The 21254-nt window shown below is 60.2% G+C and carries 24 protein-coding genes; 11 read left to right on the plus strand and 13 right to left on the minus strand.

Annotation, left to right across the window (positions count from 1 at the left end):
• Nucleotides 1–188: 188 nt before the first annotated feature.
• The 6 genes from QK296_RS20665 to QK296_RS20690 all read right to left on the minus strand — a co-directional run bounded on the left by QK296_RS20665 (nt 189) and on the right by QK296_RS20690 (nt 7191).
• Nucleotides 189–1547 carry a DUF1329 domain-containing protein gene (locus tag QK296_RS20665; RefSeq protein ID WP_282391247.1) on the minus strand — a complete coding sequence of 453 codons (1359 nt, stop codon included), beginning with the start codon at nt 1545–1547 and terminating at the stop codon, nt 189–191.
• A 27-nt stretch (nt 1548–1574) separates the two neighbouring features.
• Nucleotides 1575–3365, minus strand: coding sequence for a DUF1302 domain-containing protein (locus QK296_RS20670; protein WP_282391248.1), 1791 nt, complete (start codon nt 3363–3365; stop codon nt 1575–1577).
• A gap of 480 nt (nt 3366–3845) precedes the next feature.
• The gene (locus tag QK296_RS20675) at nt 3846–4757 is read right to left on the minus strand and encodes an SDR family oxidoreductase (RefSeq protein WP_282391249.1); all 912 of its coding nucleotides are present in this window, start codon (nt 4755–4757) and stop codon (nt 3846–3848) included.
• 118 nt (nt 4758–4875) lie between these two features.
• The gene (locus QK296_RS20680; protein ID WP_282391250.1) at nt 4876–5778 is read right to left on the minus strand and encodes an alpha/beta hydrolase; all 903 of its coding nucleotides are present in this window, start codon (nt 5776–5778) and stop codon (nt 4876–4878) included.
• Nucleotides 5778–6560 carry a class II aldolase/adducin family protein gene (locus QK296_RS20685; RefSeq protein ID WP_003194065.1) on the minus strand — a complete coding sequence of 261 codons (783 nt, stop codon included), beginning with the start codon at nt 6558–6560 and terminating at the stop codon, nt 5778–5780. The genes QK296_RS20680 and QK296_RS20685 overlap by 1 nt, the downstream gene beginning before the upstream one ends.
• A 175-nt stretch (nt 6561–6735) precedes the next feature.
• Complete coding sequence (locus QK296_RS20690) at nt 6736–7191, minus strand: flavodoxin (RefSeq protein WP_003194066.1); 456 nt, start codon at nt 7189–7191, stop codon at nt 6736–6738.
• Between the two features lie 129 nt (nt 7192–7320).
• On the opposite strand from QK296_RS20690, the gene QK296_RS20695 reads away from it, so the two are divergent.
• Both QK296_RS20695 and QK296_RS20700 read left to right on the plus strand, forming a co-directional pair.
• Nucleotides 7321–7788: a PAS domain-containing protein gene (locus tag QK296_RS20695; RefSeq protein ID WP_003194067.1), complete on the plus strand. Its 468-nt coding sequence runs from the start codon at nt 7321–7323 to the stop codon at nt 7786–7788.
• A 58-nt stretch (nt 7789–7846) separates the two neighbouring features.
• On the plus strand, nt 7847–8452 hold the full coding sequence (locus QK296_RS20700; protein ID WP_116666704.1) for a hypothetical protein: 606 nt from the start codon (nt 7847–7849) through the stop codon (nt 8450–8452).
• Here the strand turns inward: QK296_RS20700 and QK296_RS20705 are convergent.
• The gene (locus QK296_RS20705; RefSeq protein ID WP_282391251.1) at nt 8443–9411 is read right to left on the minus strand and encodes a MerR family transcriptional regulator; all 969 of its coding nucleotides are present in this window, start codon (nt 9409–9411) and stop codon (nt 8443–8445) included. The two genes, QK296_RS20700 and QK296_RS20705, sit on opposite strands and share 10 nt — an antisense overlap.
• 213 nt (nt 9412–9624) lie before the next feature.
• Between QK296_RS20705 and QK296_RS20710 the strand changes: the two genes are divergently transcribed.
• The 6 genes from QK296_RS20710 to QK296_RS20735 are packed head-to-tail and all read left to right on the plus strand — an operon-like array spanning nt 9625 to nt 12548.
• Nucleotides 9625–10182 (plus strand): antibiotic biosynthesis monooxygenase, encoded by a 558-nt coding sequence (locus QK296_RS20710; protein WP_120248536.1) that lies wholly within the window; start codon nt 9625–9627, stop codon nt 10180–10182.
• A 57-nt stretch (nt 10183–10239) separates the two neighbouring features.
• On the plus strand, nt 10240–10950 hold the full coding sequence (gene folM / locus QK296_RS20715) for a dihydromonapterin reductase (RefSeq protein WP_034133642.1): 711 nt from the start codon (nt 10240–10242) through the stop codon (nt 10948–10950).
• 20 nt (nt 10951–10970) lie between these two features.
• On the plus strand, nt 10971–11531 hold the full coding sequence (gene folE / locus QK296_RS20720; RefSeq protein WP_003194072.1) for a GTP cyclohydrolase I FolE: 561 nt from the start codon (nt 10971–10973) through the stop codon (nt 11529–11531).
• 2 nt (nt 11532–11533) lie between these two features.
• On the plus strand, nt 11534–11905 hold the full coding sequence (gene folX, locus QK296_RS20725) for a dihydroneopterin triphosphate 2'-epimerase (protein WP_003194073.1): 372 nt from the start codon (nt 11534–11536) through the stop codon (nt 11903–11905).
• A 15-nt stretch (nt 11906–11920) separates the two neighbouring features.
• Nucleotides 11921–12217, plus strand: a complete 297-nt coding sequence (locus tag QK296_RS20730) for a DUF1244 domain-containing protein (RefSeq protein WP_003194074.1) — start codon at nt 11921–11923, stop codon at nt 12215–12217.
• Nucleotides 12210–12548 carry a HopJ type III effector protein gene (locus QK296_RS20735; protein ID WP_014719883.1) on the plus strand — a complete coding sequence of 113 codons (339 nt, stop codon included), beginning with the start codon at nt 12210–12212 and terminating at the stop codon, nt 12546–12548. Before QK296_RS20730 ends, QK296_RS20735 begins: the two co-directional genes overlap by 8 nt.
• Before the next feature lie 167 nt (nt 12549–12715).
• Here QK296_RS20735 and trxB read toward each other — a convergent pair whose 3' ends face one another.
• On the minus strand, nt 12716–13678 hold the full coding sequence (gene trxB / locus QK296_RS20740; protein WP_003194076.1) for a thioredoxin-disulfide reductase: 963 nt from the start codon (nt 13676–13678) through the stop codon (nt 12716–12718).
• A gap of 292 nt (nt 13679–13970) precedes the next feature.
• On the opposite strand from trxB, the gene cysZ reads away from it, so the two are divergent.
• The 3 genes from cysZ to QK296_RS20755 all read left to right on the plus strand — a co-directional run bounded on the left by cysZ (nt 13971) and on the right by QK296_RS20755 (nt 16295).
• Nucleotides 13971–14735: a sulfate transporter CysZ gene (gene cysZ, locus QK296_RS20745; RefSeq protein WP_003194077.1), complete on the plus strand. Its 765-nt coding sequence runs from the start codon at nt 13971–13973 to the stop codon at nt 14733–14735.
• Nucleotides 14736–14789: 54 nt separating this feature from the next.
• Nucleotides 14790–15968, plus strand: coding sequence for a glycosyltransferase family 1 protein (locus QK296_RS20750; protein WP_282391252.1), 1179 nt, complete (start codon nt 14790–14792; stop codon nt 15966–15968).
• Between the two features lie 147 nt (nt 15969–16115).
• Nucleotides 16116–16295, plus strand: a complete 180-nt coding sequence (locus QK296_RS20755) for a hypothetical protein (RefSeq protein WP_003194079.1) — start codon at nt 16116–16118, stop codon at nt 16293–16295.
• 47 nt (nt 16296–16342) lie between these two features.
• On the opposite strand, the gene QK296_RS20760 is transcribed toward QK296_RS20755, so the two are convergent.
• The 5 genes from QK296_RS20760 to cgtA form a co-directional block, all read right to left on the minus strand.
• Nucleotides 16343–17446: an NADH:flavin oxidoreductase gene (locus QK296_RS20760; RefSeq protein ID WP_282391253.1), complete on the minus strand. Its 1104-nt coding sequence runs from the start codon at nt 17444–17446 to the stop codon at nt 16343–16345.
• Nucleotides 17447–17674: 228 nt separating this feature from the next.
• Nucleotides 17675–18157: a glutathione peroxidase gene (locus QK296_RS20765; RefSeq protein ID WP_003194081.1), complete on the minus strand. Its 483-nt coding sequence runs from the start codon at nt 18155–18157 to the stop codon at nt 17675–17677.
• A gap of 102 nt (nt 18158–18259) precedes the next feature.
• Entirely contained in the window at nt 18260–18724 is a 465-nt protein-coding gene (locus QK296_RS20770) for a CreA family protein (RefSeq protein WP_003194082.1), read from the minus strand.
• 16 nt (nt 18725–18740) lie between these two features.
• Nucleotides 18741–19859: a glutamate 5-kinase gene (proB, locus tag QK296_RS20775; protein ID WP_003194083.1), complete on the minus strand. Its 1119-nt coding sequence runs from the start codon at nt 19857–19859 to the stop codon at nt 18741–18743.
• Between the two features lie 109 nt (nt 19860–19968).
• Nucleotides 19969–21192 (minus strand): Obg family GTPase CgtA, encoded by a 1224-nt coding sequence (cgtA, locus tag QK296_RS20780; RefSeq protein ID WP_003194084.1) that lies wholly within the window; start codon nt 21190–21192, stop codon nt 19969–19971.
• Nucleotides 21193–21254 lie beyond the last annotated feature (62 nt).

Consider the following 21254-nt stretch of genomic DNA (forward strand, 5'->3'; position numbering starts at 1 on the left):
AGGCTCGGTGTGCCCGTAATCCGCCAGCGTGGTTTAACGGGGCGCCTAAGATCAAGATCAAGAGCCAATCAAGAGCGACTCGCTTCGCATCGTGGTTACCGTCCACCGTTACAGCGTTGTGTAGATACCTATGGCTATCGCAGGCAAACCAGCTCCTACCTTTTCAACCTCACTACTTCGATGCGGAGTCAGCGAACACCCTCCGTCCTCAGTGCCGCCGGGGTGTAGTCCGCCGCCTTGGCCGCGAAACCGAACACGAAGCTGCTCTTCTCCTCGTTCTTCATGCCCAGCGCGATGTAGCGTCCGGCAATCAGGTCGTACAGGGTTTCCACGGTGTAGGCCGGCACCTGGTGGTCGTAGTAGAACTGCGAATGGCCTTCGGCAACGCGCCATAGTTGGCCGCGACCGTCGTAATGGTCTACCAGCGCAACCTGCCAGCTGTCTTCATCGATATACATGTGGCGCTTGGCGTAGATGTGCCGTTCGTTAGGCTTGACGGTGCCGACCACTTCCCACACGCGGTGCAGTTCATAACGGGTCAGGTCCTGGTTGATATGCCCGGCCTTGATGATGTCGTCGTACTTGAGGCTCGGCGAATCGAGTTTGTAGCTGTTGTAGGGGATGTACATCTCCTTCTTGCCCACCAGTTTCCAGTCATAACGGTCGGGCGCGCCAGAGAACATATCGAAGTTGTCGGTGGTACGCAGGCCATCGGAGGCGGTGCCTGGGCCGTCGTAGGACACCTGCGGCGCGCGCCGCACACGGCGCTGGCCGGCGTTGTAGATCCAGGCCAGGCGGGGTTCCTTCACCTGGTCAAGGGTTTCATGCACCAGCAGCACATTGCCTGCCAGCCGCGCCGGGGCGGTGACCGACTGCTTGAAATAGCTGAGCACGTTGGCGGCCTTGGCCGGGTCGATATCCGGGATGGCCTGGGGCACCGCCACTTCTTCTTCGAAGCGGATCGGCGTGTAGCTGCCATTGGTCTGCGGCGTGGCCTGGGTGATGATGCGCCGCAGGTTGCCGCCGTGGTAACGGGTGATGTGATTCCACAGCACCTCCACGCCATTCTTGGGGATAGGGAACGCGTAGTAACGGTTGCCGGTGAAATTCTCCAGGCCGTTGCCATCGTTGATCGCCTTCACATTCACGGCGCTGCGCTTGATCGACTCGTAAATGTCCGCCGGCAAGTTGACCGTGCGGTGGCTGGGATACACCGGGATCTTGTAGGTTTCTGGGTAGCGCTTGAACATCGCCACTTGGCCGTCGGAGAGTTTGTCCTTGTACTTGTCCACCGTGGCGGCGGTGATCACGAACAGCGGTTTTTCGTTGGCGAAGGGGTCAGCCAGGAAACCCTTGCTGTCCACCGCGCCGGCGTTTTTCGGGATTCCGCCGGTCCAGGCCGGGATCGAGCCGTCGGCATTGCCGGCTTTTTCGGCGCCGACCGGGGTGAGGGTGGTGCCGAGCTTGGCGGCTTCTTCGGGCGATACTGCCGCCATTACGTTGGCGGCCAATACGCTCAGGGCCAACACTGCAATCATCTTACGCATAGGGTCTTGTCCTTCTTTTAAGCCAGATCAGAAGTTCACGCCGAAGCTGAGGGCGAGGAAGTCGCGGTCGGTCAGGGTGTTGTAGTCACCGCCAAAAAAATCGGTGTAGCTCAGGCTTGCGGTGTAGGTGCTGCGATAGTCCGCATCCACGCCGACGCTGATGGCCTTGGCGCCTTTGTTAAACAGGCCGTTGGGGCCGTAACCGGCCACGTCATGGGACCAGGACAGGTTGGGCTTGAGGTTCACACCGGCAATGGCGTTGTTGTAGTCAAGGATCGCCCGCGCCCGGTAGCCCCATGAGGTGGAGGTGACAAAACCGTCGGTGTCACCTTGAAAACCATAGGCGCCGTATACCGAGTCTCGGCCGTAGCGCAGTTTGCTTTTGTCTTCCAGGCCGGCGACGTGCACCACCGCCGCTTCGCCCACCAAGGTCAGGCGCTCGGCGCCCAGTACCTGGTCGAAGAACTGGGTCATGGTGGTCTGGATCTGAGTGATTTCCTTGCGGCGGTAGCCTTTGTTGTCATCGCCGAAATTGCTGCGGATGGGTGAAGCGAGTTGGCCCGCGATGGGGTTGACCAGGGCCAGGGTCAGGTCAGTGGTGTTGAGCTGCACCGGCGCATTGGGCCGATAGCTGATTTCGCCGGTCCACGCCGTGCCCGTGGGCAAGGTAGTAGAGAAACTGGCGCCGAACAGGCGGATGTCTTCGGGGTAATCCAGGTAGTACTGGCCACGGCCGAGCATGGTGCTTTGCGCCAAACCGGCACCGGAGCCAGGTGCCAGGCTGTTGGCGGTGTTGATGATGCGCCCGATGGTCGCCAGGTTGGTATTGGCGGTCAGGGTGCCGACGGTCGGTGTGCGGCTGTGGTAGTTCATGAAGTACAGGCCGTATTCGGTGTCATCACCCAGCCAGCGCAGGGCCGCGCCGAACTGGCCGGAGTCACGCGCATCGCGGTCACCGGCACGCCGTACAATCACCCCTTCATTGGTCACGCCAAACCCTTGGCCAAAGGCAGCCGCCACCGGTTGCAGCGGTCGGATCGCTGGGCTGCCGACGGTGTAGTTATTGGTGCAGCCGTCCGCCGCCACGTCCCCACCGAAGAAGGTGCCGCAGTTGTCGAGCACCGTCTGGTCCCATTCCAGTTGGTAGAAACCTTCCACGGTCAGTTGATTGGTCAGGCTCTGGGAGGCAAACAGCATGTTCACCGGGATCAAGCCTTCCTTGATCTCGGCACCGGGCCTGCGAAACGCCGACACGTCGATCGGGTTGATGCTGTTGATGGAGTTACCGATGAAGGTACTTTCGCCCCAACTGACCACCTGCTTGCCGGCGCGCACGGTGCCGGGCAGGTCGCCCAGGGAGTAGTTGTGGTAGACGAAGGCATCGAGGATCTGCGCACCGCTGGACTTGGCGCCTTCCTTACGGTTGTGGTCGCTGATGGGCTTGAACTCGCGGTCTTCGTCCTTGAGCTCGAAGTCGTACCAATACTTGCCACGCACGAATACGCCGGTGTCGCCGTACTTCAACTCAAGGTCGTGCAGCCCCTTGAAGATCTTGGAGAAGGTCTCGCCCTTCTTGAAGTTGAGGCGCCCGTCATCCCCGGTGGACGCCTGGCCCGTCCCGCCATTGACCGTGCCGACCAGGCTTTTATCGGCATCGCGCATGCCCCAACTGGCGCCGACGGACAGCGAGGAGTCGAATTGCCCTTCGATCTCGCCGATATTGAACGAAACAGCCTGCGCCTGGGCACAGCAGCCCAGCGCAACCGCAGTGGCCAGCGCCTGTGGCGTGAAGATGGCGCGCATTATTGTTTTTGTCATGCGTCTTCCCCGGTGAGTGACAGAAGGCCCCACCCTACTGCCGCCCTTGAGGAGCGATAAGCGCACCAAGGAGGTATTCGTGTTGTCGCTCGAAAGGATGAAAGGGTTCTCTGGCCGGGCGTTGGCCTGGTGGCATGCATGCGATGGATGAAGGGTTATCAGAAGAATCGATGGCGCCTTGTAATTATTGCCGATCTGGTAATAGTCCTTGTCCCGATTTGCTATTACTCATTCTGTTACAACCGATTATTCTTGCCTGGCTTTCAGGGCAAACGCCCGCTCCCGCATCGGGGAGAAAAGCCGATTTATAACGGATTGATCCAGTAATCAGTCTGTTCCCGGTGTTCACTGACGTTGATTTGTCGCTCCTTGATCCAACGTCTTACTTCGGCCGCTGCCTATGCAGCGGCCTTTTTTATGCCCCAAATAAAACGGGGCGTCATCGACGCCCCGTGGGATTCATTGATTTACCGGCAATGATCAGAGGCTGAACTTCTGCAAGTTAGCCATCATTTCCTTCAACGCCTCAATGTTGTCCTTGGGGTGCGCAGCCCCTTCGAAATCGCAGATCTGCTGCCAGTGCGCGGCCACATCTTCCGGCGAAAAACCGGCCTCTGGATCAAAACCCACACCCAGACTACGCTCCCAGCGGGTCTTGCCGATCCAGCCGCCCCCCACTTCAAACAAGCCGGCAGTTTCTTCACAGGCTTCACTGCCCAGGAACACCACCAATGGGCTGACCAGTTCCGGCTTGAGGCGCTCGAACACTTGCGGCGGGATCAGCCCTTCGGTCATGCGCGTGCCACCGGTAGGAGCAATCGCGTTGACCAGGATGTTGTTCTTGCGCCCTTCCAGCGCCAGGGTGCGGGTCAAGCCATACAAGCCCAGCTTGGCCATGCCGTAGTTGGACTGGCCGAAGTTGCCGTAGATACCGGACGTCGACGCCGTGAAAATCACCCGGCCATAACCCTGCTCGCGCAAATGCGGCCAGGCGGCGCGGGTGACTTTGTAGGCGCCTTCGACATGCACCCGGTAAACCAGGTCCCAGTCGCTGTCGTCCATTTTGTGGAAAGTCTTGTCGCGCAGGATCCCGGCATTATTGACCACCACGTCGACCCGGCCGAAAACATCCAAGGCGTTCTGTACGATTTTGTCGCCGTCGGTGACGGAGTCATGGTTGGCTTCGGCAATGCCGCCCGCCGCGCTAATCTGCGCCACCACCCGGTCAGCCGCCGAGGCATTGGCCCCCTCGCCTTGGGTTGAGCCACCCAGGTCGTTGACCAGCACTTTGGCCCCGTGCTTGGCGAACAGCAGCGCATGGGCCTGGCCCAAGCCACCACCGGCGCCGGTGACGATCACGACCTTATCCTGGAACTGCACTGACTCACTCATACCGAACTCCGCTGGCGACAATGGGAATAGGCAGAGTGTCACGCACGCAGCCTTTGGTCACAATAAAGACGCCCACGGCTGAATGGTGCCTGATAAGGCAGCGGGATGATGCGCAGGCTCAGGAATAGGCCGCACGCGGTGAAGGCTGGCCGATGCGCTCACGAAACGTTTGGTAGTGCCTGAGCACCTGGACCGGCGCCTCGATCTGCGGGTAGTGGCCGATATGGGCCAGCCATATCGTGTCGGGATCGGGCACCAGTTGGCGATAACGCTCGACCATATGGGCACCGGAAATCGGGTCTACCTCGCCGTCGATCACCCGCAGCGGCACTTCGCCTTGCTGCATGGCCGCCAGCCAGCGCTCGCGCAGGCGGCGGCGTTGGGGAATGTAGGCGATGAGTTTGTGCAGGATACGCGGGCCGTCATTGCAACTGATCAAACTCCAGAAGTCATCCAGCACGCTTTCACTGGGCCGCGTCTGGGGGCCGAAGATCTGGTTGAAACTGCTGGCCAAGGCATTGCGCCCAAAGGCCCGCCCGATCATCCAGCCCAGAGGACTGAGCAGCAGCTTTTGCACCAGCGTCGGCCGATGGGTTTCGGGAAACAGGCCGCCGTTGAGAAATACGCAGCTCGCCATCTGGAATCGTCCCTCGTAATGCCGGGCCAATAATTCCTGGGCGACGCTGTCGCCATAGTCGTGGGCCAATACATGCACTGGCTGCTCTACCCGCAGGTGCTCAAGCAGCGCCTGTTGCAAGTCGGCCTGTTCCAGCAGGCAATACTCGTGGTTCAAGGGTTTAGCGGAGTCGCCAAAGCCGAGCATGTCGCAGGCGATCACCAGGTTGCGCTGGGCCAGGGGCTGCCACAGGTAATGCCAGTCCCAACTGGCCGTGGGGAAACCATGAATCAGCAGCAACGGCTCGCCCTGCCCGGCCACCCAATACCGCACGGAGTGACCACGAAAGACGAAGTCCTGGCCGCGCTTGCGCCAGGCTCTGAGCGGTATCTCGGCGAGTGGCATCAGCTTTTATACCCGGGGTCCTGATGGTCCAATTTGCGTAGCAGCGCCGGCCAGGCCAGCGCACCACCCATACCTTGGGCGCTTTTTGTGACAGCTGCCACCATCGCCTTGGCACCGGCGAGAATCTGCGGCTCGATGGCAATCAACTCGGTGCCGCCGCTCTGGGCCAGCACCTGGATCTCGCAGGCGCGCTGGAAGGTGAACATCATCAGGAAGGTATCGGCGATGGTGCCGCCGCAGGTCAGCAGGCCGTGGTTGTGCAGCATCAGGAAATTGTTCTGGCCCAGATCCGCTTGCAGGCGGGCCTTTTCCTCGTGATTGAGCGCCACGCCCTCATAGGCGTGATAGCCAAGGCTCGACAGCACGAACAGCGATTGCTGGCTGATGGGCAATACGCCCTGCTTTTGCGCACATACCGCCACACCCGCAGCGGTGTGGGTATGCAGCACGCAGGTCACGTCGTGGCGCACTTCGTGGATGGCGCTGTGGATGGTGTAGCCCGCGGGGTTGATCTCGTAGGAACTGTCCATTTGCTTATTGCCGGCCTGGTCAACCTTGACCAGGCTCGACGCGGTGATCTCGTGGAACATCAGCCCATAGGGGTTGATCAGGAAATCTTCAGTGCCCGGCACCTTCGCCGAAATATGCGTGAAGATCAGGTCATCCCAGCCGTGCATGGCCACCAGCCGATAACAGGCCGCCAGGTCCACACGGGTTTGCCATTCAGCGGGGCTGACCTGGGCTTTGACGTTTTGTGGCGATGGAGCAGGGGCTAGGCTCATGGCAATGACCTCCTTGGCGCACTTCTTATGGTGTCTAAAGTGAGAGCCAGTCTAGTCAGACGCCGAGGCGTAAGGAGTTTCCTTAGCAGCCAGCTTGATGACTGAGCGAGTCAGTCAAGAGAATAGTACAAATACGTGTCAGACAAGCGCCGTCAACAACGGCGCTCCTTGGGATTCAACCGCGCAACGCGGTGATCAAATCGGCCAGCCAAGGCTCGGCGTCGGCTTCCGGGGTAACGCTCTCGCTGGCATCCAGGCGCAGCATCGGCTGCACTTCGCGGATGCCCATTTCGGCGAACAATTCGCGCATTTGTTCACCGCCGCCACAGAAGGTATCGCCATAGCTGGCGTCGCCCAGGCCGATGACCGCTCCCGGCAGGCCGCGCCAGGCGGCGGGCAGTTGGTCGCGGAGGGTTGAGTACAGAGGCTGCAGATTGTCGGGCAGCTCGCCCATGCCGGTGGTCGAGGTCACTGCCAGGAATGCATCGGGAGCAAAGGCCTGCACGTCTGCCAGCGTGGCACGAGGGTTGTGCCAGGCATCAAAACCTGCGTCCTTGAGGATTTTTTCCGCGTGGCGAGCGACTTCTTCAGCCGTACCGTAGACCGAGCCGGAGAGGATGGCGACTTTCATCAATCTGATCCTGTAGTTGAGTGAAAGCGTGGGATATTAGCAGCCTGTGCCAATATTTCAGTGCGCACCGTGCAACATTCAAGACTTGCCATAAACTGGCAGGGTCAAAACCAGGCCAGGGACCGCTCTATGATTAACGCCAAACTGCTGCAAATGGTCGTCAATGCGTCCAACGACGGAATCGTTGTTGCCGAGCGCGAAGGCCGGGAAAAACCGCTGATCTACGTCAACCCTGCCTTCGAACGGCTGACCGGCTACACGCTGGACGAGATCCTCTATCAGGACTGCCGCTTCCTGCAGGCGGGGGACCGCGACCAACCGGCCTTGATCGCCATTCGTGATGCGCTCGACAGCGGCGGCGCCTGCCGAGAGATACTGCGTAACTACCGTAAGGACGGCACGCCTTTCTGGAACGAGCTATCGCTTTCAACCGTGTACAACGAGGTCGACAAGCAAACCTATTTCGTTGGTGTGCAAAAAGACGTCACCACCCAAGTCAAGGCACAGCAGCGCGTCGCCCAACTGGAAGCCCAGTTAGCCGAGCTCAAAAGTGAGATCGCCACACTCAAGGCGACGAGTGGATTTAACAAACTGTAAAAAACGCGGTCTTTAGAGCGATAATGGCTTTTTAATGCCTCAGCCTTGAGCTAGATCAATGCAACGCGACACGCTATTGACGCAGGACGAGCTGGATTTTATCCAGGACATGCAGCACAACCCGCAGCTCAACCTGCGGGATGCATGGTCGAGCCTGACGGTTAATGGCGGCGCACAGATTCGCGATTTGCTCACGCGGCTGGCCGCCCACGACCAGGTCACCATCCAGGCGCAGTTCGACAACCAGCAACTCACCTTCCCGTTGCACCTGGTGGAAGATGAGTTTCATGCTGTGCATTTGCGCCTGGGCGTACCGAGTATTTTTGAAGATGGGCCGATGATCCGCCCATGGCGCCTGGCGCTTGAAACGCCGGTGGCGCTGGAAAACATCAAGGGCTACCCCAGCGCGCTGTGGGTGCACGAAGTGTCATTCAAAGGGGTGCTGGTAGAAGTGCGTGGCCGGGTCAAACCGCCAAAGACCTTTTCTTTGTGGTTCAGCCCTTCCGGCTACGAACGCATCGCCCTGCGCGGTACGCTGGAGCGGGTAACCGCCCGCGGCCTGTTCGCCTATCGCCTGAGCCAAAGCGATGCCGATGAGATCGAACGGCTACGCCAGTTCATCCTGCACCAACACCGCCTGGTGCATCCGCACGTTCACGCCTGAGACTCGGGCTCCAGATGGCCGCTGAGCAGTTGCTGCAAGCGGCGCGGCATCAAGCGTCCGTCATTGCCCAGGCAACCAATCGACGAACCCTCCAGGCTGTGCTCTGCCAGGTCCGACGCTTCTCCAGCCAGTAACAACGGACAATCGAGGGTGAAGGCCAGGCGATTGAGCCGCGACGCCAACTCTGTGCCAGGGGCGTGGTTGGAAAACAGCACCAAGGCTTGCGGTCGGGTGCGCTCGCAGATCAGCGTCAACTCATCCAGTGGCTGGCCAACGCCCAAGACCTTGACCGCCAGTTTATCGCTCGACATCAACAAGCCCGCCACCAGCAACTCCAGCTCGCGGCACTCTCCGGCAATGGCTGACAGCAACACCCTGGGCGCTGGCGAAGCACAGGCCATTTGCAGGCACCGTGCGACCCGCGAGCGCAGGAAATTGTCGAAGAACAGCCACTCGCTGGCTTGGCCAAAGCGGCCTTGGTGACGTAACAACTGTTGCCACAGCGGGACCAAAATGTCCTGGAACACCACGGTCGTCGAATAGACGCTGAAGATCTGGCCGTACAACCGGTCGAGCTCACGATCATCAAAAGCACTGATGGCCTGCCGCAGTTGCGCCTGCCATTGGCGCCACTCCAGTTCGGTATCGCTGCGTGACGCGGTAGCCGGCTCGTTGGGCTGTGGGTCGCGTGCCAAAAGCTTGCCGACTTTGCTCACCGCCACGCCCCGCTCGATCCAGTCGAGGATGCGGTGCACGGTTTCAATATCGGTGCTTGAGTAAAGTCTGTGCCCACTTTCGGTGCGTAAAGGCTGGATCAAACCGTAGCGACGCTCCCACGCACGCAACGTCACCGGGTTCACACCTGTGAGTCTTGCCACTTCACGAATCGGAAACAGCCCCTCGCAGTCAGTGTGGCTGTCGGGTGTCGTTTCGCGAAGAGGCGCAGTGATTTCGGGCATCAGCGGTCTAAAAAATTGTATGAATTTGAATACCATTTAACGCCGATTGATCTGCATGATTCAAGATCTACGGCGATCCATCCGAAGTTTCTGGCGTATTTGGGCAAATCCGGAATAATCCTTGCCTGTTCTTTTGCGTCGCTGCATCACCCCGCAGCTTCGTTCGTGCGCCGCCTACCCGGTCTGGCGCACCTGCTGACTTGGAGATATACGATGTCTACCTCACCCGTCACCTTGATGGTTGCGCGCCGCGTGGCCAAGGGTCGCTACGAAGAGTTGATGGCCTGGCTGCGCGAAGGCGAGCAATTGGCGACTGACTTCCCCGGTTACTTGGGTTCCGGCGTGCTGGCCCCACCACCCCATGATGATGAGTTCCAGATCATCTTCCGCTTTGCCGATGAAAAAACCCTGCATGCGTGGGAATTCTCCGCCTCGCGCGGCGCGTGGCTAAGCCGTGGCAGCGAGCTGTTTGCCGACCCGTCGGAACACCGCGTCAGCGGTATCGATGGCTGGTTTGGCGCAGTGGGTGCCCGCCCGCCACGCTGGAAACAGGCGGTAGCCATCTGGTTGGCATTTTTCCCGGTATCGTTGCTGTTCAACTTCGGCCTGGGGCCGCTGCTCAGCGAGTTGGACCTGTTCAGCCGCGTACTGGTGAGCACCGCAGCCCTGACCCCGTTGATGGTATATCTCTTTATCCCGCTGTCGACCCACCTGCTGGCGAACTGGCTGCACCCTTCGCCCCCTCGCAAAGTCACTGAAGCCGCCGCTTGAGTACAGGGAGGCCGGGGCGCTGGTATAGTTTGAGCCTGCCAGCGACTTGAGCCTCCCATGAATGCAACCAACGCTCCGATCCTGATCACCGGTGCCGGCCAGCGTGTCGGCCTGCATTGTGCCCAGCGCCTGTTGGATGAAGGCCAATCGGTGATTTTCAGCTACCGCAGCGAACGCCCCGGCGTGCAGGCACTGCGTGAGCGGGGCGCCATCGGCGTGTTTGCCGACTTCTCCAGCGAAGCCGGAGTGCTGGCGTTCATTGGCGCCGTCAAAACCCATACCCAAAACCTGCGGGCGATCATCCACAACGCTTCCGCCTGGGTCGCCGAAACCCCGGGCGACGAAAGCCGTGCCTTTATCGACATGTTCAGCGTGCACATGCTTGCGCCGTACCTGATCAACCTGCATTGTTCACCTTTGCTGCAACGCTCGACACCCGCCGATATCGTGCATATCAGCGATGACGTGGTGCGCAAGGGCAGCCGGCAGCACATCGCCTATTGCGCCACCAAGGCCGGGCTCGACAGCCTCACGTTATCGTTTGCCGCACAGTTCGCGCCGCTGATCAAGGTCAACGGCATCGCCCCGGCGATGGTGATGTTCAACGAAGGCGATGACGCGGCCTATCGCGCCAAGGTCCTGGCCAAGTCGGCCCTGGGCATCGAGCCCGGGCCCGAGGTGATCTACCAGAGCGTGCGTTACCTGCTGGACAACCCCTATGTCACCGGTACCACCCTGACCGTCAACGGTGGGCGGCATATCAAGTAAGCCGTTTTTGAGGATGTTGTATGACCTTATCCCTGCCCCACCACTACCGCGAGATCCTCAAGGGCCTGGGCGAAGACCCGCAGCGCGAGGGCCTGCTCGATACGCCCAAGCGCGCGGCCAAGGCCATGCAGTACCTGTGTCATGGCTATGAGCAGAATCTGGAGGAGATCGTCAACGGCGCGCTGTTCGCGTCAGACAATGACGAGATGGTGATCCTCAAGGACATCGAGTTGTACTCGTTGTGCGAGCATCACCTGCTGCCCTTTATTGGCAAGGCCCATGTGGCCTATATTCCGACCGGCAAGGTGCTGGGCCTGTCAAAACTGGCGCGCATTGTCGATATGTTCGCCAGGCGCCTGCAGATCCAGGAGAACCTCACGCGGCAAATCGCCGATGCCATCCAGGACGTGACCCAGGCCGCCGGCGTGGCGGTGGTGATCGAAGCCAAGCACATGTGCATGATGATGCGAGGCGTGGAGAAACAGAATTCAACCATGAACACCTCGGTGATGCTCGGCGCCTTTCGCGAGTCGAACACCACCCGCATGGAGTTCCTGCAACTGATTGGACGGAGCAAGTAGCAATGCCACAACTTCAACCAGGCATGGCGCGTATCCGGGTCAAGGACCTGTGCCTGCGCACCTTTATCGGCATCAACGAGGACGAGATCCTCAACAAGCAGGATGTGCTGATCAACCTGACCATCCTGTATGCCGCCCAGGAAGCCGTGCGTGACAACGACATCGACCACGCCCTGAACTACCGCACCATCACCAAGGCCATCATCGCTCACGTCGAAGGCAATCGCTTTGCCCTGCTGGAGCGCCTGACCCAGGAATTGCTGGACCTGGTGATGAGCAACGAATCGGTGCTGTACGCCGAAGTCGAAGTAGACAAACCCCACGCGCTGCGTTTTGCCGAGTCGGTTTCGATCACTCTGGCCGCCAGCCGCTGATAGCAAGTGAGCCCTATGAACGACCAACAACGCCTCGAACTCGAAGCCGCCGCCTTTCGCCGACTGGTAGCCCACCTGGACAGCCGCAAGGATGTGCAGAACATCGACCTGATGAACCTTGCCGGCTTCTGCCGCAACTGCCTGTCCAAGTGGTACAAGGCCGAAGCTGACGAACGCCAGATCGAGCTCAGCCTCGATGACGCCCGTGAAGTGGTGTACGGCATGCCGTACGCCGAGTGGAAAGCCCAATACCAGCAAGAAGCCAACGCCGACCAACAGGCCGCGTTTGCCAAAGGTAAGCCTCATGACTGATTTGAACACCCTGCGCGCCAGCCTCAACAGTGGCGAACACCTCTTTGCCGACACCCTGGCGTTCGTCGCGGCCGGTTACAACTACCAGCCGCAAGCTTTCACCAACGGCGGTGTGGAAAACGCTGCCGGACAGAACGAAGGTTCGTGCAAGACCCTGGGTTTGGCGCTGCTGGAAGGGTTGAGTGATAAGGAAGCACTGCTGGCGTTTGGTGAGCATTACCGGTCGGTGGTGGCGACGCCTGAGGGCAGTGACCATGGCAATATCCGAGCGTTGATTGCCCATGGGTTGGCCGCAGTGAAATTTGCTGAACAGCCTCTGACCCGCCGCTGATTTCATAACCAACCCCGCTCAATGTGGGAGCCGGGCTTGCCCGCGATGGCGGTGGTGACTATCACACCGCTATCGCAGGCAAGCCAGCTCCCACATTTGTTTAGCGGAGTAGGTTAGATCGCACCATAAAAAAACCGGCTTTCGCCGGTTTTTTTTAGTCAGCGGGTTTAGAACGAAGCGTCCTTCAAACCGTCGAGGTAACGCTCGGCATCCAGGGCCGCCATGCAACCGGCGCCGGCCGAGGTGATGGCCTGGCGGTAAACGTGGTCTGCCACGTCGCCCGCAGCGAAGATACCTTCGATGTTGGTCGCGGTCGCATTGCCTTCACGGCCGCCTTGCACCACCAGGTACCCGTCTTTGGCTTCCAGCACGCCTTCGAACAGCGAGGTGTTCGGGGTGTGGCCGATGGCGATGAACACGCCGTCGACTTTCAGCTCGTCGAAGCTGCCGTCGTTGTTTTTCAGGCGGGCACCGGTCACACCCATGTTGTCGCCCAGGACTTCATCCAGGGTGGCGTTGAGCTTGAGGATGATCTTGCCTTCGGCGACACGGGCGTGCAGCTTGTCGATCAGGATCTTCTCGGCGCGGAAGGTCTCGCGGCGGTGAACCAGGGTCACGGTGCTGGCGATGTTGGCCAGGTACAGCGCCTCTTCAACGGCAGTGTTGCCACCGCCGACCACGGCAACCGGCTTGTTGCGGTAGAAGAAACCATCGCAGGTGGCGCAGGCCGAAACGCCCTTGCCCATGAACGCTTCTTCCGACGGCAGGCCCAGGTAACGAGCACTGGCGCCGGTGGCGATGATCAGCGCATCGCAGGTGTACACACCGCTGTCACCGGTCAGGCTATAAGGCTTTTTCGAGAAGTCGACCTTGTTGATATGGTCGAAGACGATCTCGGTTTCAAAGCGCTCGGCGTGCTCTTTCATCCGCTCCATCAGCACCGGGCCGGTCAAGCCGTGGACATCGCCCGGCCAGTTGTCGACTTCAGTAGTGGTGGTCAACTGACCGCCCGCCTGCATGCCGGTGATCAGCAGCGGCTTGAGATTGGCCCGGGCAGCGTAGACAGCGGCGCTGTAACCGGCAGGGCCGGAACCGAGAATAATCACTCGGGAATGACGGGTATCAGACATGACTCACTCCTACCGACCGCCCAAACCACAGGGCGGCGGGAATAAAAAAGGACCGCGAAGCACTTGGGGAAGGCTTTAACTCGCCAGGTCCTGAAAATAATGGGTGCAGCGTATCGAGGGGGGCAAGATTAAGGAAATACGCATTAACAATCCAGCTCATAGGTGTTCTCTATGCGCGCAATTAAGTTAATCGACACCTTTGTAACCCTGGATGTCGCCTGCCTGCCCGCGCTTTCACAACAGGTGCAAAGCCGGTAAGGTCGGCGCGTTCGCCATTTGCTCGGAGTACTCCATGCCCGCCCCTGCCCTTTCCGGCCCGCAATACCTGCGTGAAGGCCTCAAACTGGTGTTGAGCCCTGGCCTGCGCCTGTTCGTGTTGCTACCGTTGGCGATCAACTTGGTGCTGTTCGTCGGGTTGATCTATTTTGCCGGCCATCAGTTCAGCCTGTGGGTCGATAGCTTGATGCCGACGCTGCCCCACTGGCTAGGTTTTTTGAATTACCTGTTGTGGCCGCTGTTTGTGGTGCTGGTGGTGCTGATGGTGTTTTTCACCTTCACCATGCTCGCCAATATCATCGCCGCACCGTTCAACGGGTTTCTCGCCGAGAAGGTTGAGGTCGTGGTACGTGGCACCGATGACTTCCCGCCGTTCAGTTGGGCTGAACTGGCCGCCATGGTTCCGCGCACCCTGGCGCGGGAGATGCGCAAGCTGGGTTATTTCCTACCACGTGCCATCGGCCTGTTTATCCTGTCGTTCATCCCAGTGGTCAACCTGATCGCGGCGCCGTTGTGGCTGTTGTTTGGCGTGTGGATGATGGCGATCCAGTACATCGACTACCCTGCCGACAACCACAAGCTGGGCTGGAACGAAATGCTCGCCTGGCTGCGCCAGAAGCGCTGGCAGAGCATGAGCTTTGGCGGCATTGTTTACCTGGTGCTGCTGGTGCCGGTGGTCAACCTGTTAATGATGCCAGCGGCGGTGGCCGGGGCGACGTTGTTCTGGGTGCGTGAGCAAGGCGCCGAAGCGATGGCGCAGCAAGCGGTGGTCAAGTCATAAATCCATCATCGCACTGACACAATGGCGACATGGCCCACGCCGACACTGTGGGTCATGACGACAGCCTCGCTTCACATCACCCTCATTACCGAAACCTTCCCGCCGGAAATCAACGGGGTGGCCAATACCCTTGGCCGCCTGTGCGAGGGCTTGCGCTCACGCGGCCATCAGGTCGAGCTGGTACGCCCACGCCAGAGTGCCGACCAAAGCCGCCCCAGCGACGATGAACTGCTGCTGTGCCGCGGCTGGCCACTGCCGGGCTATCCAGGGCTGCAATGGGGCCAATCGTCAATGCGTAAGTTATTGCGACGCTGGACGCGCCAGCGCCCCGATGTGCTGTATATCGCCACGGAGGGGCCGCTGGGGCTCTCGGCGTTGCGCGCCGCACGGCGCTTGGGCATCAGCGTGGTCAGCGGCTTTCATACCAATTTCCAGCAGTATTCGAACCAGTATGGCTTGAGCCTGTTGAGCCGCGTGGTCACCCATTACCTGCGCTGGTTTCATAACCGCTCAAGCCTGACCCTGGTGCCAAGTGCCAGCCAGCGCCTGGAGTTGGAGCGCCGACATTTTGAGCGCCTGGACCTGTTGTCCCGGGGGGTCGACCGCCAATTGTTCCACCCGGCCAAGCGCGATAACACACTACGTGAAAGCTGGGGGTTGAGCAGTAACCAGATCGCCGTACTGCATGTCGGGCGACTGGCCCAGGAAAAGAATCTGGGCTTGCTCAAACGCTGCTTCGACACCCTGCAGGACAGGTACCCGCTACGCCAGATGAAACTGATCGTCGTCGGCGATGGCCCGCAGCGGGCCATGATGGAGAAGGACCTGCCCGAAGCGGTTTTCTGCGGTGCCTTGCGCGGTGAGGAACTGGCGCGGCACTACGCATCCGGCGATATGTTCCTGTTCCCCAGCCTGACCGAAACCTTCGGCAACGTGGTATTGGAAGCCATGGCGTCGGGGCTTGGAGTAGTAGCTTATGACCAGGCTGCCGCAAGCCAGCATCTACGCCACGGCTACAACGGCGTGCTGGCGATGCCAGGGGATGAGCGTGCGTTTTGCGAGGCCGCCAACTGGCTACTGGAGGATGCAGAAGGTTTACGCCGTATGCGACTGAACGCCCGCCAGCATGCCAGCCGCCAGGGCTGGCCGGCGATTATCGAGCAATTCGAGCAGCAGTTACGCGGTGTGTGTGCGCAGCGTTATGCCCTCTCAGCGCAACCTTACGTGCCTTGAAGGCGTATTTCGCAACAGGCAGGGAAGCGCCTGGGGTACGCCCTTTAAGTTTTGCCTAATATTTAAAATAGGAACCAGCAGCCGTGCGGTGCCAATCAGAAGCACCTGCAATAGAGCAGGCCTTTCAACGAATAGAGAGACCGCGAAATGGCAATTTATGGAATGGGTGTACGCAATGGCGTGAACATGCCAACGGCACAATGGACCCAACAGCAACAATGGCTGGATCAATCCCGCGCAGAGCCGTCAACTTACGGCCAGCCAGGGCATAAAGACGCACTCAAGACTGATCACAGCAAAGAGCTGAACAAGCGCCCAGAGTATTAATCACTGAGGCGAAGTGCTCCCTGTGACCCTCACAGGGAGCACTTCCCTTACACCAGCGTTGTCAGCGCCTCACGACTGAAGGGCAAGATGTCACCCTCGCGCCCTTCGCGTACCTTCACGGCCCAATCCGGGTCCACCAGCAGCGCACGGCCTACGGCCACGAGGTCGAACTCATCGTTGTTCAGGCGCTCCAGCAGTTTCTCCAGGCTGGCAGGCTGGGCGACCTTGTCGGTGTTGACCATGAACTGCAGGAACTCGCCATCCAGGCCTACGCTGCCCACCGTGACGGTTGGCTTGCCGGTGAGCTGACGCGTCCAGCCGGCCAGGTTGAGGTCGGAGCCTTCAAATTCCGGCTCCCAGAAACGGCGAGTGGAGCAGTGGAAAATATCCACGCCAGCGTCAGCCAGTGGCTTGAGGAACTCACCCAACGCTTCAGGGGTTTGTACCAGGCGCGCGGTGTAGTCTTGCTGCTTCCACTGGGAGAAACGCAAGATGATCGGAAAGTCCGGGCCGACAGCGGCGCGGGTCGCCTGGATCAGCTCAATGGCAAAGCGCGAACGGTTGGCCAGGCTGCCACCGTATTCGTCCGTGCGCTGGTTGCTGCCTTCCCAGAAAAACTGGTCGACGAGGTAGCCGTGGGCACCGTGGATTTCCACGCCGTCCATGCCGATCGCCTGGGCATCCTTGGCGGCTTGGGCGAAGGCGTTGATCACCTCCTTGATGTCCTGTTTGGTCATGCCGTGCACAACGACATTGCCGTCCTTGAGCTTTTCCATCGGGCCATAAGCCGGCACACTGGCGTCAGGCTCTGTGCCGATACGGCGCACACTGCCCACATGCCACAGCTGCGGGACAATCTTGCCGCCTTCAGCGTGGACCGCATCGACCACTTTCTTCCAGCCAGCCAAGGCGGCTTCACCGTAAAAATGCGGCACGTTGGGGTAGCCGTTGGAGGCTGGATGATCGACCACCGTGCCTTCAGTGATGATCAAGCCCACACCGGCAGCGGCACGGCGACGGTAGTACTCGATGACTTTGGAGTTGGGTACGCCACCTGGGGAGAACGAACGGGTCATGGGCGCCATGACCACGCGGGTCGACAGTTGCAATGCACCGAGCTGGAAGGGTTTGAACAAGGCTTGGACGGGCATGGAACGCTCCACGGGGGACTGAATTTATGATGCGGATAATATGGAGAGCTTGCAGCGCTGAGTAGCACTATTGATCTAAATGATTAAGGGGTAAAAGCGGGACGCGGAGCGTCCAGGGTGGCATTCCCAGCTTGTTCGCGAAGCACCTGAGGACGTCGCGTATTTAAGGAGGCGCGCGTTATCGTTGGCGTTTTTCGCGAGCAAGCTTGCTCCTACAGCGGATGGGAGTCAGCTCAGGGCTTTTTCGATGGCCTGGATGATGGAGGGATCTTCTGGGGGCGTACGGGGTGAGAAGCGCGCAAGTACGCGGCCATCTTTACCTAACAGGAATTTCTCGAAGTTCCAGGTGATATCCCCGGGGAATTCAGCGCCCTCGCCCGCCAGCAAGCGGTACAACTGGTGCCGATCAGGGCCGTTGACGTCGATCTTGCTGCCCAGTGGAAAGGTCACGCCATAGTTCAGGCTACAGAACTCGCGGATTTCTTCCTCGCTGCCCGGTTCCTGACCGGCAAACTGATTGCACGGCAAGCCGAGCACCGTAAACCCTTGGCCCTTGTACTGCTGGTAGAGGTTCTCCAACGCCGCGTATTGCGGGGTCAAACCACATTTGGACGCCACATTGACCACCAGCACGACTTGGCCCTTGAAAGGCGCCAGCGGTAGCGCTTGTCCGTCCAAGGCTTTGAGTTTCAGATCGTGGAAAGCACTCATGACGAACTCCAGATATCCCATGTTCTTTGCATTGCAGCCCTTCGGAGCTTACAACCGGCAAAGCTGCAATCATAGACGCCGATGACGAAACTCGCCTGCAGGTTACTGAGCGGTCGGCCAGGGCAAAATCGGAATCGCCGTCACCGCATTCTGCGGGCTGCCTTCGATCAGCCGGTCGCTGTAGACCAGATACACCAAGGTGTTGCGCTTCTTGTCGAGGAAACGCACGACCTGCATGGTCTTGAACACCAGGGAGGTGCGCTCCTTGAACACTTCGTCGCCGTCCTTGAGCTCACCCTTGAAGTGGATCGGGCCCACCTGGCGGCAGGCGATCGAGGCTTCGGCACGGTCTTCGGCCAGGCCCAGGCCGCCCTTTACGCCGCCGGTCTTGGCGCGGGACAGGTAGCACGTCACGCCATCGACCTTGGGGTCGTCAAACGCTTCGACCACAATCCGATCGTTGGGGCCGACGAACTTGAACACCGTCGACACCTGGCCGACCTCTTCGGCCGAGGCCAGCAGTGGCATGGCCAACAGCAGGCCGAGCAATCCCTTCATCACGCGCATCGTGTATTTCCTATGGTTAGACCAGGATCAGGTTGTCGCGGTGAACCAGTTCCGGTTCTGCCATATAACCCAAGAGTCCGACAATGGCGTCGGAGGGTTGTCCGATAATCTTCTGTGCTTCCAGGGCGCTGTAGTTGGCCAGGCCGCGCGCAATCTCGCGACCGTCTGGCGCAACGCACACCACCATCTCGCCACGGCGGAAGCTGCCCTGCACCAACTTCACACCCACCGGCAGCAGGCTCTTGTTGCCCTGGGACAACGCCGCTACTGCGCCTGCGTCCAGCACCAGGGTGCCACGGGTTTGCAGATGACCGGCCAGCCATTGCTTGCGCGCCGCCAGCATGCCGCGCTCCGGCGACAGCAACGTACCGATGCGCTCACCGGCCTTGAGGCGATCGAGCACGCGCTCCAGGCGCCCGCCGACGATGATGGTGTGGGCCCCCGAACGCGCGGCCAGGCGCGCAGCGCGCAGCTTGGTCTGCATGCCACCGCGGCCCAGGGCACCGCCGACACTGCCGGCGACCGCATCCAGCGCCGGGTCATCGGCGCGGGCTTCATAGATAAGCTGGGCATCGGGGTTGTTGCGCGGGTCGGCGTCGAACATGCCATCGCGGTCGGTGAGGATCACCAACAGGTCGGCCTCTACCAGGTTGGCCACCAGGGCGGCCAGGGTGTCGTTGTCACCGAAGCGGATTTCGTCGGTGACCACGGTGTCGTTCTCGTTGATGACCGGGATGACCTTGAGCTCCACCAGCGCGCGCAAGGTGCTGCGGGCGTTGAGGTAGCGCTTGCGGTCGGACAGGTCGTCGTGGGTCAGCAGCACCTGCGCCGTGTGGCGGCCGTGCTCGGCAAAGCTGGACTCCCAGGCTTGCACCAGGCCCATCTGGCCGATGGCGGCGGCGGCTTGCAGTTCGTGCATCGCGCTGGGTCGCGCGGTCCAGCCGAGGCGGCTCATCCCGGCGGCAACCGCTCCGGACGACACCAGCACCAACTCAACGCCTGCTTCATGCAAGGCCACCATCTGCTCGACCCAGACGCTCATGGCTGCGCGATCCAGACCTTTGCCATCCGCCGTCAACAGCGCACTGCCGATTTTCACGACCCAGCGCTGCGCACCTGTCACTTTGCTCCGCATCATCTTCAACCTTAGAGTGAGGGCCGCGCGACCCAGCGCTGCCCATAACGTTATACCCGGATACCAAAACGCCGCTCCAAGGAGCGGCGTTCAAGTTTATCGCAACGGATCAGTCACGCACGTAAATGATTTCCGGACCGTCTTCATCATCCACGTCTTCTTCGTCCCAATCATCGTCGCCGATGTCGTGGACCGACTTCACGCCGCTGCGACGCAGGGCACGCTGGTCGTCCAGGGCCTGCAACTGGGCGCGGGCTTCGTCTTCGATCTGCTGGTCGAGCTCGGCGAGTTCGGCCTTGTACACCGGGTCGGCCGCCAGGCGGTCGGCACGGTCTTCCAGGTAACGCATGATGTCGCGGGTCAGGCGCTCGGTGCCTTCTTTGGCGATGGCCGAGATGACGTAGACCGGACCTTCCCACTCCAGGCGATCAACGATCTCCTTGACGCGCTCTTCGTGCTCTTCTTCCAGGATCTGGTCGCACTTGTTCAGTACCAACCAGCGATCGCGCTCGGCCAGGGCCGGGCTGAACTTGGTCAGTTCGCTGACGATGACTTCGGCGGCATCGGCGGCACTGGTGTCATCCAGCGGCGCCATATCGACGAGGTGCAGCAGCAAACGGGTGCGGGACAAGTGCTTGAGGAAGCGGATACCCAGGCCTGCGCCGTCGGAAGCGCCTTCGATCAGGCCAGGAATGTCGGCAACCACGAAGCTTTTCCAGCGGTCTACGCTGACCACACCCAGGTTTGGCACCAGGGTCGTGAACGGGTAGTCGGCAACTTTCGGCTTGGCGGCCGATACCGAGCGAATGAAGGTACTTTTACCCGCGTTCGGCAGGCCCAGCAGGCCCACGTCCGCCAGTACTTTCATTTCCAGCTTGAGGTCACGCTGCTCGCCGGGCTTGCCCGGCGTGGTCTGGCGCGGTGCACGGTTGGTACTGGACTTGAAGCGGGTGTTACCCAGACCGTGCCAGCCGCCCTGCACAACCATCAGTTTCTGGCCGGCCTTGGTCAGGTCGCCAATCACTTCCTGGGTCGCGGAGTCGATGATCGTGGTGCCGACCGGTACGCGCAGTACCAGGTCTTCACCTTTTTTACCGGTGCAGTCGGTGCTGCCGCCGTTGGAGCCACGCTCGGCATCGAAGTGCCGGGTGTAACGGTAGTCGACCAGAGTGTTGAGGTTCTCGTCGGCCATCATGTAGATGGAACCGCCGTCACCGCCGTCACCGCCGTTCGGGCCACCGTTTTCGATGAATTTTTCGCGACGGAAACTCATGCAACCGTTACCGCCGTCGCCTGCTTTTACTCGGATGGAAACTTCATCAACGAACTTCATAACAAAACGCCTCTCGCCGCATGGACGAGCTTAAGAAACCAAGACATAAGACTCTTGCAAAA

Origin of the sequence: Pseudomonas sp. AL10, assembly GCF_029960685.1 — a bacterium.
Lineage (GTDB): Bacteria > Pseudomonadota > Gammaproteobacteria > Pseudomonadales > Pseudomonadaceae > Aquipseudomonas > Aquipseudomonas lactis.

Bases quoted from the DNA above. Each gene is read 5' to 3' on its own strand.
- proB (WP_003194083.1), bottom strand. From the start codon at position 19,859: ATGCGGAGCAAAGTGACAGGTGCGCAGCGCTGGGTCGTGAAAATCGGC.
- QK296_RS20675 (WP_282391249.1), bottom strand. From the start codon at position 4,757: ATGAGTGAGTCAGTGCAGTTCCAGGATAAGGTCGTGATCGTCACCGGC.
- QK296_RS20690 (WP_003194066.1), bottom strand. From the start codon at position 7,191: ATGAAAGTCGCCATCCTCTCCGGCTCGGTCTACGGTACGGCTGAAGAA.
- QK296_RS20685 (WP_003194065.1), bottom strand. From the start codon at position 6,560: ATGAGCCTAGCCCCTGCTCCATCGCCACAAAACGTCAAAGCCCAGGTC.
- QK296_RS20710 (WP_120248536.1), top strand. From the start codon at position 9,625: ATGTCTACCTCACCCGTCACCTTGATGGTTGCGCGCCGCGTGGCCAAG.
- QK296_RS20680 (WP_282391250.1), bottom strand. From the start codon at position 5,778: ATGCCACTCGCCGAGATACCGCTCAGAGCCTGGCGCAAGCGCGGCCAG.
- QK296_RS20760 (WP_282391253.1), bottom strand. From the start codon at position 17,446: ATGCCCGTCCAAGCCTTGTTCAAACCCTTCCAGCTCGGTGCATTGCAA.
- QK296_RS20665 (WP_282391247.1), bottom strand. From the start codon at position 1,547: ATGCGTAAGATGATTGCAGTGTTGGCCCTGAGCGTATTGGCCGCCAAC.
- QK296_RS20700 (WP_116666704.1), top strand. From the start codon at position 7,847: ATGCAACGCGACACGCTATTGACGCAGGACGAGCTGGATTTTATCCAG.
- QK296_RS20730 (WP_003194074.1), top strand. From the start codon at position 11,921: ATGAACGACCAACAACGCCTCGAACTCGAAGCCGCCGCCTTTCGCCGA.
- cgtA (WP_003194084.1), bottom strand. From the start codon at position 21,192: ATGAAGTTCGTTGATGAAGTTTCCATCCGAGTAAAAGCAGGCGACGGC.
- folM (WP_034133642.1), top strand. From the start codon at position 10,240: ATGAATGCAACCAACGCTCCGATCCTGATCACCGGTGCCGGCCAGCGT.
- QK296_RS20670 (WP_282391248.1), bottom strand. From the start codon at position 3,365: ATGACAAAAACAATAATGCGCGCCATCTTCACGCCACAGGCGCTGGCC.
- QK296_RS20750 (WP_282391252.1), top strand. From the start codon at position 14,790: ATGACGACAGCCTCGCTTCACATCACCCTCATTACCGAAACCTTCCCG.
- folX (WP_003194073.1), top strand. From the start codon at position 11,534: ATGCCACAACTTCAACCAGGCATGGCGCGTATCCGGGTCAAGGACCTG.
- folE (WP_003194072.1), top strand. From the start codon at position 10,971: ATGACCTTATCCCTGCCCCACCACTACCGCGAGATCCTCAAGGGCCTG.
- QK296_RS20735 (WP_014719883.1), top strand. From the start codon at position 12,210: ATGACTGATTTGAACACCCTGCGCGCCAGCCTCAACAGTGGCGAACAC.
- QK296_RS20755 (WP_003194079.1), top strand. From the start codon at position 16,116: ATGGCAATTTATGGAATGGGTGTACGCAATGGCGTGAACATGCCAACG.
- QK296_RS20770 (WP_003194082.1), bottom strand. From the start codon at position 18,724: ATGCGCGTGATGAAGGGATTGCTCGGCCTGCTGTTGGCCATGCCACTG.
- QK296_RS20765 (WP_003194081.1), bottom strand. From the start codon at position 18,157: ATGAGTGCTTTCCACGATCTGAAACTCAAAGCCTTGGACGGACAAGCG.
- trxB (WP_003194076.1), bottom strand. From the start codon at position 13,678: ATGTCTGATACCCGTCATTCCCGAGTGATTATTCTCGGTTCCGGCCCT.
- cysZ (WP_003194077.1), top strand. From the start codon at position 13,971: ATGCCCGCCCCTGCCCTTTCCGGCCCGCAATACCTGCGTGAAGGCCTC.
- QK296_RS20695 (WP_003194067.1), top strand. From the start codon at position 7,321: ATGATTAACGCCAAACTGCTGCAAATGGTCGTCAATGCGTCCAACGAC.
- QK296_RS20705 (WP_282391251.1), bottom strand. From the start codon at position 9,411: ATGCCCGAAATCACTGCGCCTCTTCGCGAAACGACACCCGACAGCCAC.